The 12,750-nt window shown below is 41.7% G+C and carries 7 protein-coding genes; 1 reads left to right on the top strand and 6 read right to left on the bottom strand.

Features of this window, described 5'->3' with window-relative positions:
• Positions 1-139 precede the first annotated feature (139 nt).
• A complete protein-coding gene (gene carB, locus RT138_RS17155) occupies positions 140-2,959 on the top strand; it encodes a carbamoyl-phosphate synthase large subunit (RefSeq protein ID WP_313191635.1) in 2,820 nt (939 codons plus the stop codon).
• A gap of 129 nt (positions 2,960-3,088) precedes the next feature.
• On the opposite strand, the gene RT138_RS17160 is transcribed toward carB, so the two are convergent.
• The 6 genes from RT138_RS17160 to RT138_RS17185 form a co-directional block, all read right to left on the bottom strand.
• Positions 3,089-4,105 carry a formylglycine-generating enzyme family protein gene (locus tag RT138_RS17160; RefSeq protein WP_313191636.1) on the bottom strand — a complete coding sequence of 339 codons (1,017 nt, stop codon included), beginning with the start codon at positions 4,103-4,105 and terminating at the stop codon, positions 3,089-3,091.
• A 205-nt stretch (positions 4,106-4,310) separates the two neighbouring features.
• Positions 4,311-5,720 carry a Gfo/Idh/MocA family protein gene (locus RT138_RS17165; RefSeq protein WP_185213277.1) on the bottom strand — a complete coding sequence of 470 codons (1,410 nt, stop codon included), beginning with the start codon at positions 5,718-5,720 and terminating at the stop codon, positions 4,311-4,313.
• A 264-nt stretch (positions 5,721-5,984) separates the two neighbouring features.
• Positions 5,985-7,289, bottom strand: coding sequence for a TolC family protein (locus tag RT138_RS17170; protein ID WP_313191637.1), 1,305 nt, complete (start codon positions 7,287-7,289; stop codon positions 5,985-5,987).
• A gap of 1 nt (position 7,290) precedes the next feature.
• Positions 7,291-10,386, bottom strand: coding sequence for an efflux RND transporter permease subunit (locus RT138_RS17175; RefSeq protein ID WP_313191638.1), 3,096 nt, complete (start codon positions 10,384-10,386; stop codon positions 7,291-7,293).
• 10 nt (positions 10,387-10,396) lie between these two features.
• Complete coding sequence (locus tag RT138_RS17180) at positions 10,397-11,458, bottom strand: efflux RND transporter periplasmic adaptor subunit (protein ID WP_313191639.1); 1,062 nt, start codon at positions 11,456-11,458, stop codon at positions 10,397-10,399.
• 122 nt (positions 11,459-11,580) lie between these two features.
• Positions 11,581-12,198: a response regulator transcription factor gene (locus tag RT138_RS17185; RefSeq protein ID WP_313191640.1), complete on the bottom strand. Its 618-nt coding sequence runs from the start codon at positions 12,196-12,198 to the stop codon at positions 11,581-11,583.
• Positions 12,199-12,750: the final 552 nt, after the last annotated feature.

Below are 12,750 nucleotides of genomic sequence, written 5' to 3' on the forward strand. Positions count from 1 at the left end.
AAATAATTCGTTCATTATTAAAATAAAAATGTAACTTTGCACTCCGACAAAGCAGTCGGAAAAACACCTCCCATTAAGGCAATCTCTGTCTGCAAACGTCCACTTAATTATTTGTATTTAACAATTGAAATAAAAAATAATGCCTAGAAACACCTCCATCAATTCGGTATTAATCATTGGATCTGGACCTATTGTTATCGGACAAGCCTGTGAGTTTGACTATTCAGGATCACAAGCAGCATTGTCTCTGAAAGAAGAAGGAATCTCTGTATCCATCATTAATTCAAACCCAGCTACAATCATGACCGATAGTGTTGTAGCAGATCACGTTTATTTACTTCCATTAACTTGCGAAAGTATCGAGCAGATCCTTCAAGAACGCCAAATCGATGCTGTACTACCAACGATGGGTGGTCAGACCGCTTTGAACCTATGTATTGAAGCATCCAATCGTGGTATTTGGGACAAATACAATGTTAAAGTGATAGGAGTTGATGTAGCTGCTATCGAGAAAACTGAAAACCGTGAAGAATTCCGCCAATTGATGATCGACATCGGTGTTGGTGTTGCGAACTCTAAGATTGCGAACTCCTTCTTGGAAGGTAAAGAAGCAGCGCAGTTGATCGGTTTCCCCTTAGTAATTCGCCCTTCTTACACATTGGCTGGAACCGGAGGTGGTTTTGTGCACAAGAAAGAAGAATTTGACGCTGCCTTGAACAGAGGTCTGCATGCATCCCCTACCCATGAGGTATTGGTGGAGCAAGCAGTATTGGGTTGGAAAGAATTTGAATTGGAATTATTACGTGATACAAACGATAACGTAATCATCATCTGTACGATCGAGAACTTCGACCCTATGGGTATCCACACGGGAGACTCCATAACAGTGGCTCCAGGAATGACCCTTTCGGACAAATGTTACCAAGATATGCGTAATCAAGCGATTAAGATGATGCGCTCTATCGGTAACTTCGCCGGTGGTTGTAACGTTCAGTTCTCCGTAAACCCTGAGAATGAAGAGATCATCGCTATCGAGATCAATCCACGTGTATCCCGTTCATCTGCATTGGCTTCTAAAGCTACAGGTTACCCTATCGCTAAGATCGCTGCGAAATTGGCAATCGGTTATAACCTGGATGAACTTCAAAACCAGATCACTAAAAATACTTCTGCATACTTCGAGCCTACATTGGACTATGTAATCGTTAAGGTCCCACGCTTTAACTTTGACAAGTTCAAAGGTGCCAACAAGGAATTGGGCTTACAGATGAAGGCTGTAGGTGAGGTTATGGCAATCGGCCGTACTTTCATCGAGGCGCTTCAGAAAGCGGCTCAATCGCTTGAGACTGGCCGTGCAGGTTTAGGTGCTGATGGTCGCCAATCTAGAAACTTAGAGGAAATCATGCATAGCTTGGAGCATCCAAGTGCTGATCGCCTTTTCCATATCAAAGATGCTTTCGAATTAGGCGTTCCTTTGGAATCTGTTCGTAAAGCGACCTTAATTGACAAATGGTTCTTATTGCAGATTCAAGAGCTTGTTCAATTAGAAGGTGAATTGCGCAGATACCAATTGAACAATATCCCTCGCGATTTCTTCATGACCTTGAAACAAAAAGGTTATTCAGATATTCAAATTGCTTGGTTATTAGGAAATACAACAGAAGACGAGGTTTATGCTCGCCGTAAAGAGTTGGGTATCCGTCGCGTATACAAAATGGTAGACACATGTGCTGCGGAATTCCCTGCACAGACTCCATACTACTACTCTACTTTCGAAGACGAAAACGAGTCGACAGCATCTGACCGCAAAAAGATCATCGTATTAGGTTCAGGACCTAACCGTATCGGTCAAGGTATCGAGTTTGATTACTCCTGTGTACACGGTCTATTGGCCGCTAAAGAATGTGGTTATGAAGCGATCATGGTTAACTGTAACCCTGAGACAGTTTCTACAGACTTTAACATGGCTGACAAACTTTACTTCGAGCCTGTATTCTGGGAACACGTTCGTGAAATCATCGAATTGGAGAAACCAGTTGGTGTAATCGTACAGTTAGGTGGTCAAACTGCCTTGAAAATGGCTGAGCGCCTAGAAGCTGAAGGCGTGAAGATCATCGGAACAAACTTCGCAAACATGGACTTAGCTGAAGACCGTGGAAGTTTCTCGGATCTATTGAAAGATTTAGATATCCCTTATCCAAAATATGGTGTGGCAACTTCTGCAGAGGAAGCGATCAAGGTTGCGAATGAAGTTGGTTACCCAGTATTGGTTCGTCCTTCCTATGTACTAGGTGGACAAGGAATGAGCATCGTGATCAACGATGAAGACTTGGAGAAAGCAGTAGTGAACCTATTGAAAAACCTTCCAGGTAACCATATCCTAATTGACCACTTCTTGGATAGAGCTGAGGAAGCGGAATCAGATTCGATCTGTGACGGTGAAGATGTTCACATCATCGGTATGATGGAACATATCGAGCCAGCAGGTATCCACTCTGGTGACTCATCAGCTGTATTGCCTCCATTTAGCTTATCGGAAAAGGTTCAGCAGAAAATGGAAGAATATACGATCAAATTAGCGAAAGCATTGAATGTAATCGGTCTATTGAACATCCAATTCGCCATTAAAGATGAGAATGTATTTGTAATCGAGGCAAACCCTCGTGCATCACGTACCGTTCCGTTTATCGCGAAAGCTTATGATGTGCCTTACATCAATATCGCTACAAAGGTGATGTTGGGCGAGAACAAGTTGAAAGACTTCACGATTGAGCGCAAACTGAATGGATACGCCATCAAAGAGCCTGTATTCTCTTTCTCAAAATTCCCTGAGGTAGACAAGCAATTAGGCCCTGAGATGAAATCTACTGGTGAAGCCATCCGCTTTATCAAAGATCTTAACGATCCACATTTCAGAGAATTGTACAGCAAGAAATCAATGTTCTTGAATGCGCAGTAGGAGTACGAAGTACTAAGTATTTAGTATTTAGTATTTAGTATTTAGTATTTAGAAATAAAAAAAGGTCTGAGATAAATTTCTCAGACCTTTTTTTGACATAAATATAGTCTAAATACTAAATACTTTCTACTAAATACTACTCTTGACACACCTAAACCCTACATTATTCGTAGGTGAATTGATCTCTCCTTTTCCTCGACTGCCGGCTTTATAGCGCTCGCAATATTGGTCATTGCAAAGAAAAGAGCCTCCACGTTGGACGCGTTTGATGGTTCCAGGTTCTTGGGGATCGTAGGAGTCTGCCGGTCCTTTGGGGTTATCTTGGGGACTATGCTGGTAGTAATCTGGTCTGTAGTAGTCAGAACACCACTCCCAGACATTACCTTCCATATCGTAAAGGCCATAGGCATTCGCTGGAAAGGACTTGACTGGCGCCGTAGTTTCGAATCCATCTTCTTTAGAGTTCTTGGTAGGGAATTCACCTTGGTAAATATTCGCTAGCCATTTGCCATCCTCTAACTTCTCTGCCCCCCAGTAGTAGGTTTCTGCTTGATGTTTGCCTGCCTTGGCTGCATATTCCCATTCCGCTTCAGTGGGAAGTCGCTTACCAGCCCATTTAGCATAGGCTTCTGCATCTTCGTAGGCAAGTTGCGTGACAGGATGGTTCTCCTTTCCTTTAATACTGCTCTTAGGTCCTTCAGGATGGCGCCAATTGGCGTCGGGGACATATTCCCACCATTGCAGGTGATCTTGCAAACCTTGAACCTGTTTTGGAGCCGAGAAGACTGCTGAGCCTGGCACCAATAGAGCAGGGTCAGCTCCTGGGAAATCTTTTGGATCTAATGGACGCTCTGCTACTGTTACATATCCAGTGGCTTTCACAAAGGCTTCAAACTGCGCATTGGTTACCTCATGCACGTCCATATAAAAGCTATTGACCGTAACTTGGTGCAAAGGTTGTGCATCCTGAAAGCTATTGCTCCCCATTTCAAAGGTCCCCCCTTCGATCCTGACCATTTCTGCTTTATCCTCTCCCACGAGGTTACTGCCTACTGAGTCTTTCTTTAAGTTCGCAAAACGGGAAGGAATCGATGAGGTATGACAAACGGCAACCGAATCTGAAAAGACAACCTGTTCTTTATTCATAGCACCAGATTGGCAAGCAGTGAACAATAAAAGGGAAATAGGAATAGATTTGAAAATGTTCATAGTATAGGATTGAAAGATCTCCTTTTACAAAGATAACAGAGTAATTGAAAAATGAAAACCAAGGACATTCGCCATGGAATCAGAAAGGAAACAAAAAAAGCTGCCTGTTGAGGCAGCTTTAATGAAAATATAGGATTTTTAACTATTTCACATTTAATTGAACATCCTTCGCATTAACCTTTGGACGGATCTTGGTGTTACCCCCCCCGTTCAAGGTCATGTCATGAGGTTTATTTGTTTTCCAGTTACCTCTAGTGAAGTCAGGGATGTCCACTGTTCTGCTGTTTTTAGAAACAGACTCAACGCTTAATGGAACGATTGCACTCCACACAGCACCATCATATACCGTTTGATCAAGAGGAAGACCATTACGTAGACAGTCGATCATTCTCCAGTCCATCATAAAGTCCATACCACCGTGGCCACCAACTTCCTTAGCTTGTTCACCAATGAATTTCACTAATTCCGGAGTGTACTGATCGTATAGCTTTTTAAGTTCTTCTGGTTTTACGAAGCTATGTCCGAAAGCGATTCCTTCTTGTGGGTACTTCTGTGCAAAGCCTTTTGTACCGCTCAATAGGTGGATACGAGAATATGGACGAGGTGAAGTAACATCATGTTGAACCATTAATGTTTTACCTTTTTCCGTTTTGATCAAGGTCGTATCCATATTCCCTCTGTATTTCTTACCAACGAATTCTTGGAAGAAATCATCCTTGGCTGCTAATTCTCTAGCTCTGTCAGCCATCATAAAGTCGTTTGACTGCATTGCAACGAGGTGGTTCAGTTTATCGCCACAGTTTATGTTCATACATTGCGCGATTGGGCCAATACCGTGAGTTGGGTACAAGTTACCGTTCAATTTGATGTTTTCACGCAATCTCCACATGTTTTCATAACCTTTCTTATCGAAGTTCAAGTCTAATAAGTCGTGGATATAAGCACCTTCAGCATGTACCAATTCGCCGAATAACCCTTGACGTACCATGTTCAAAGTCAACATTTCGAAGAAGTCATAACAACAATTCTCCAACATCATACAATGCTTCTTGGTCGCTTCAGAAGTTTTTACTACTTCCCAGATTTCAGAGATCGTCAATCCCATTGGAACTTCTGTTGCAGCGTGAGCACCAGATTTCATTGCTTCAATAGCCATTGGAGCGTGGTATTCCCAAGGAGTTGTGATATATACAAGGTCTAGTTCTTCGTTTTTCAACATAGATTTCCAGCCATCCTCACCTGAATAGGCTTTAGCTTCCTTCAATCCTTTTTTAGTTAAGATAGTTTGAGCCTTGGTCACACGGTCTGCATGCTTATCACATAGTGCTACGATTTCTACGCCTTCAATGTATGAAAGACGGTCCACGGCACCAGGACCACGCATACCCAAACCAATTACGGCTACTTTTACTTTATCTATTTTTGGAGCAGCAAATCCAGACATATTAAAGTTGGAGCTTGCAAACACCTCGTTTTGCAAAGAGGGCAATGTAATTGCTGCGCTGGACAACAAACCAGCCTTCTTCAAAAAATCTCTACGGGAGTTATTCATAGTATAAATTTATTATCAAACTAATTTACAAAATAAAGGGGGACATAGTCCCCCTATAAATCACCTATTTTAAAACAAACTAAACAGTCAAATTTTGATTTATCACAAATTAACGAATGGTATAATTTGGTTGAGGGGCTTGATTATCAAACCACTAATACAATGATAATATGATTTTTGATAAAACAAAAACAATTTGACCACGCAAACGTTTGTCCAATTTGCACAACCGTTTGCTTTCTGTCAAAATATTGAGACAAAAGACTATAGATTGATATTTCCGATCATCTCCTTCAATGCAAGCTCTGAAAGCTTGGCCTGTAACCGAGAAGAATTGAACCTGGATACCGCATTGATAAAGTTTTCCTGGGCATCACGGAATTCTACGGCAGAGATGGTTCCTATCTTATATTTTTCTAAGGTAATATTGAGGTTCTGTCTGGCGATATCGGCGTTATTCTCCTCTAATCGTGCTAACGACAGGTTTGTTTGATAAGATTCATATGCGGTGGACATGGCTGTCTTGATCAATAGGTTCTGCTGGTCGATCATCAATCCGGAGTTTTCCAACTGGATCTTGGCAACCCTTTCATTTCTACGTTGGTTAAATCCATCGAAAATATTGATCGAAGCCGTAACACCATAATTAAACCCTCGGGAGTTCGAACTGGACACGAAACCTAAACTGGATTCAGATTCTGAAAAATTATAACCTGTATTCAAACGTACAATGGGATATCGATTCCCCTTGATTCTCTTCACTTCCAATTCAGCCATTCTTTTATTGATCGCGATGATCTGTAGGTCTGGATTGTATTCTTTGGCCTTGCTCAATAACTCATCATAAATCAATGAATCATCGTATTCAACTTCTCTTTCTACATCAAACTCGATATTCAGATCACGCGCCATTAGGCTGTTCAGGTTAATCTTTAGGTTCTTAACCACATTGGCTTGCCTTAGTCTATTGGATTCATCCTCATTGAGGTTCACTTGCACGTTCAATACTTCCAAACGGGAAGCCTTTCCGATCATAAATCTATTTTCAGCTGTACGCAGACGTTCCGTGGAGATATTGATACTTGAATCAATGGCATTCAGCAGATTCTGTTGCTCTACAATGGTATAATAGGTAGAGATAACATCGGATACTTTTGCCAGGATCGTTTTTTTAAGTTCAAACTCCCCTTGTTTCTGAAGCTCCTTTAACTGATCATACCTGGAAAACATTGCAAAACCATCGAAGATGGTCCATCCAATGCTAACGCCATAGCTCATATTATTGTTTTTGGCATTCCTCAACGAACGTTGATCTCCATTCGCCTGAACTTGTGAAGAGTTCATGACAGAGTTGTTCTGCGAGAAATTACCTGTAACCGTAGGCAACATCCCGGCATTGCCATAGGTCATGTTTTCCTGGGCAACACGCAGGTCGTTCTGCGATAGTTTTATTTCAAAATTATTCTCAAGTGCTATCTGAACAGCATCCTTAGCGGTCAATAGTCCCTGCGCATTCAAATTCACCCCTGCTAAGAGTATCAGACAGCCTAATAAGACAAGTTTCTTCATTTTATTCTTCAATTTCCTCCAGCATTTTAATTTCTTCCAATTCCGGATGTAAGTTCTTCTTCCTTGACATCATCAGGTAAAATGCAGGAATAACAAATAAAGTCAATACCAAGGCGAAAATAGTTCCGCCTACGATCACTACCCCCATACCGATACGGCTGGTTGAAGCTGCCCCTAGGGAAAGCGCAATTGGCAATGCCCCTAAAGCAATAGCTAGTGAAGTCATTAAAATAGGTCTTAGCCTCGCTTCAGATGCAGTAACAACGGCATCGTACTTATTATAGCCTTCTTCCCGTAGCTGGTTGGCAAATTCCACAATCAGGATCCCGTTCTTGGTTACCAAACCAATCAACATGATCGTTCCGATCTGGGAAAAGATATTCCAGGATTGGCCAAAGAGCCAAAGCGAGAACATGGCTCCGGCAACTGCCATAGGAACCGTAATAATGATTATAATAGGGTCAATGAAACTCTCGAATTGGGCAGCTAGGATCAAAAAGATAAGCAATACTGCCAATCCAAAAGCGAACATCGTATTCGAACCGCTTTCTACAAAGTCTCTGGACTCACCGCCAAGATCGGTGGTAAAGGTATCATCCAATACCCTTTCCTTGATCGCTTCCATGGCTTCAATGCCATCGCCCATACTCTTTCCTGGCGCAAGCCCCGCAGATACGGTGGCTGCCATATAGCGGTTATTATGGAACAACTGTGGTGGACTGCTTCTCTCTTCGATCTCCACGATATTATCCAATTGTATCAACTGCCCCTGATTGTTCTTGACAAAAATAGAAGCCAGGTCCATCGGCGTAGAGCGATCTTTACGATCAAACTGTCCCATGACCTGATACTGCTTTCCATTCATCATAAAATAACCGAAGCGCTGTCCTGAAAGCGACATTTGTAAGGTCTGGGCAACATCTAATACCGATACTCCTAAGGATTGGGCTTTTTCCCGATCGATGCTGACATACACCTCAGGTTTGTTGAACTTCAGATTAACATCCGTAATGGAAAAAGTATTGTCCTTTGCCAATTCATCCATAAACTCTGGAATCTTTTCCTCCAATTTCTGAAAGTTAGGTGCCTGAATAATATATTGAATCGGCAGACCTCCCCTTCTATTGACAGAAATCGTAGGTTGTTGTGATACCGACACACGTCCTTCTGAGTAACCTCTCGTCAACCTAGATAGGTCATCCGCAATCTCTTGTTGCGTCCTTTCCCTTTCACCAGGTTGCACCAATCCAAGGCGAACGAAACCTGAATTGGAGGAAGCAGAACCAAATCCTGGGGATGTGATCACCAAACTGACCTTTTTCTCAGGTACTGAATCGTTGATCAACATGGTTAGGTCGGTCATGAATCTATCCATATAATCATAGGACACCCCTTCCGGAGCTGTTGCTCTCAGACTGATGTAACTTCTATCATCATAAGGAGCAGTTTCCTTAGGAAGTAATTGATAGAAGAAGTAGATCAATGCAAAACAGGCCAAAATGGTGGCAAAACTAAGCCATTTCATGCTCAGGAAGCTTTTTAGCGAATCGGCATAGCCGGCGTTCATCATTTCAAAATAACGTTCGGTACGCATATAAAACTTCGATCTCTTCTGTTCGCCACCTTTCATGAGGTAAGCATTCAACATCGGTGTCAAGGTCAGGGAAACAAAGGCTGAAATCAATACAGCCGCCCCGATGACGACACCGAATTCCCGGAACAGCCTTCCCACGAATCCCTCCAAAAAGATTACCGGTAAAAACACTGCTGCCAAGGTAATAGAAATGGATATTACCGCAAAGAAGATCTCATTGGAACCTTTGATGGCCGCTTGAATGGGCGACATGCCCTCTTCCACTTTCTTAAAGATATTTTCTGTAACCACAATACCATCATCCACCACCAGACCGGTAGCCAATACAATGGCCAGCAAGGTCAGCACGTTGATGGAGAAACCACAGAGGTACATAATGAAAAATGTCGCAATCAATGAAACTGGTATATCGATTAATGGCCTAAAGGCAATGGACCAGTTCCGGAAGAACAGATAGATAATCAAGACCACCAATACGATAGCGATCAATAGGGTTTCTACGACTTCCAATACCGCTTTCTTAACGAATTGGGTATTATCTATGGCTATATTCAACTCAAAGCCTTCCGGCAGTTCATTCTGCAAGCGATCATATTCCGTATAGAACTGATCGGCAATTTCCAGATAGTTCGTACCGGGTTGAGGGATCACTGCCAGACTCACCATGGGAAAACCCGAGTCTGACATCTTCGTCTCAAAGTTTTCAGCTTCCAGTGCAGCCTTACCTACATCCGAAAAGCGAACAATTCGGTTGTTATCAGATCGTATGATGATATTACTGAATTCTTCCTCTGTCGCAAGGTTTCCGATGGTCTTGATGGCCAATTCCGTATTGGCCCCGGTCAGTTTCCCCGAAGGTAGTTCCACGTTCTGCGTGGTCAATGCCGTCCTAACATCCAGAACCGTCAGTCCATAGGATGCCAGCTTCACCGGGTCGATCCAAAGACGCATGGCAAATTTCTTTTGTCCCCAAATCTGAACCGAACTCACCCCTGGTATGGTCTGTAGCCTTTGGGCGATTACATTTTCAGCATAATCCGAAAGCTCCAATACGTTTTTCGTAGCGCTTTGCATGGTCATCGTCAGGATAGGCTCTGAATCTGCATCAGCTTTGGAAACGACTGGCGGCGCATCTATATCTTGAGGCAAGCTCCGCAATGCCTGTGAAACCTTGTCCCGCACATCATTGGCAGCCTCTTCCAAGTTTTTGCTCAGATTAAACTCGATGGTGATATTACTGGATCCTTGATTGGAAGAAGAAGATATATTTCGGATACCATCAATGGAGTTAATGGATTTTTCCAGTGGTTCCGTAATCTGCGACTCAATGATGTCTGCATTTGCCCCAGCATAGTTTGTCCGCACAGAAATCTGCGCTGGATCAATGGAAGGGAATTCCCGCACACCCAAGAACGTGTATCCAATGATTCCAAAGAGAATCAGGATCAGGTTCATGACTATGGTCAGGACCGGTCGCTTAATACTTATGGTAGATAAACTCATTTCTTAACGATTATTGAAGGTTCACCTGAACTTTAGAGCCATTGCGCAAGGACATTACCCCCGAAGTCAGCACCGTATCGCCGGTCTGTATCCCTGAAGTAATCAAAACGTCCTCATCCGTTCTCGCTCCTGTTTCAACCATGACCTCATTGGCCAGACCATTCTTCATAACAAATAGCTTCTTACCGTTTTGAACAGGTATCAAAGCTTCTGCAGGTACCAATAGTCCATTTTCCAAAGTTTCCAATGGAAAGATAATATTGGCAAATGTCCCCGGGATGATATGATCTGAACTGTTAGATGTGATTGCTTTAACTAATAACGTCCTGGTATTGGCTTCTACGGCAGGTTCCGTAGCATAGATCTTGGCCGTATATTCCCCTTCAACACCTTGGACACTAAATTTTATCTGATTATTGACCCTTACTTTATTGGCATATTTTTCTGGAATGGAAAAAGAGACCTTCAATCTATTGGTATTGACCAATTGGGCTATATTGGTAGTCGGGGTCACATAACTACCTTTTGAAATATTCCTTAGACCGATGCGCCCAGAAAAAGGAGCTCTGATCACCGTCTTGCTCAACTGTGCCTTGATCAATTGGATCTGTGACTGTGCAGTCCTGAAATCGGCACTAGCAATGTCATACTCTTCCTGAGAGATCGCTTCCTTTTCCAAGAGAAGTTTTGCCCTTCTTTCATTTTCAGCAGCCAGATTATTGCGGGTCTGGGCCTGAGCCAACTGCGCCTGCAATTCAGCATCATTGATCGTCAATAGGGGTTGACCCTGGGAAACCCGTCCCCCTTCAGAGAAATTGATAGATTCCACAATGCCGGAAATCTCGGTATGGAGCTCTATCTGTTCATCTGCTTCAATGGCACCCGATAAAGAAAGGAAATCAGAAAAAGGTTGACCTTGAACAACTGTACCATAAACCTTAACGGAGGAATTGCCTCCCCTAGGTCCTTGTTGAGCAGCTGCTTTCTCTTTGTTTTTATTGATCCTATAATAGACCATCCCACCAACAACCAGTACCGATATCAATAATATTATAATGGATTTTCTTTTCATTTCAGGTTAGTTAAAAACTTATCGTTTTCGCGTTTTATAAAACTGAAAAATAGAAAAAAAAGGAATAGGATAGTGTAATATTGTTATTATACTATTATTAGCAGAGGATGAACTTAAGATTGCTATACAGAAGGAACCTGCACAGAGCTCACAATATTGAGCTTTTTAAGGATTACGTTAATCAATTGCCATAATTTATCAACGGTAATTTCGAAGGTTTTTGCAATATTATCCAAGCTAAATCCTTCTAACAAACGATGTACAATGTTCAATTCACGTTTTGATAATTTTCTTCTCGATTGAGGAGGTTGTTGAATGCCAAAGAATAGGGATTTGGTAAGTTCTGGACTGACATAGGACGAGCCATTGATCACATCGATGATGATATTCATCATATCTACGGCCTTCGTCCCTTTTTTCACAAAGGCGTTTGCACCTGCAAGAAGGCTCTTACGGACTATTGCGGGATTGTCGACATCGGATAGCATCAGGATATGTACATTGGGATAAAGTGCCCTGATCATCGGGATACCTGAAATACCATCAATATCAGGCATCATGATATCCAATAGGATTACCTCAGGAATTTCTGCTGAGGAAGCCTTATCTTGAAAGTCCAATATGGATTCGGCCTCGATTACAAAATCAAAGTGAACTGAATTTATGTTCAATAGCTGGAATTTTGTCAAAGTACGACAAAAGACGCTATCGTCAACTATTCCTAATTTAATGCTCTGCATATGTATTAACTTAAATCCACTAAATTGATTTTTGGGCAAACCAATATTAACAACTTATTATCTTTCCTTATAAATATACAATTTGTACGCAAAATCAGAAAGAAACTATATGTAAAAGTAGGAATATTTTTTATGAATTAATTAATTTATAAAAATAAGAGATAATATTTTTCAATAGGGATAAGTGAAATAATTTAGCAAACCATCAGTAAAAATAAGCAAAGAATCTCATAAAATAAATGTTTAAACTTAAGTCTAAGGTTAATTTTAAGAATCATCGATTGAATATCAATAAATTCATGGAATTATTGATGGGATATTCAAGCGTAAGTCACGGTAAATCTTAAAAAACGGTTCAGCAATATTGAAGCCTGCTTTTAATTTACGTATTAGCTGGCTGATTTCTATTTATTTTATACAGCAAAGATATTTATTTACATATTGAGCAAAGGAGACGGAGCTTGAAAGGATGAGAGAATGGTTTGAACCAGGATGGAAAGGATGAGAGGATGGACCAAGAACTGGACCTGAACCATGATGGAAAGAATTAGA

The organism is Sphingobacterium sp. (assembly GCF_032065005.1).
Lineage (GTDB): Bacteria > Bacteroidota > Bacteroidia > Sphingobacteriales > Sphingobacteriaceae > Sphingobacterium.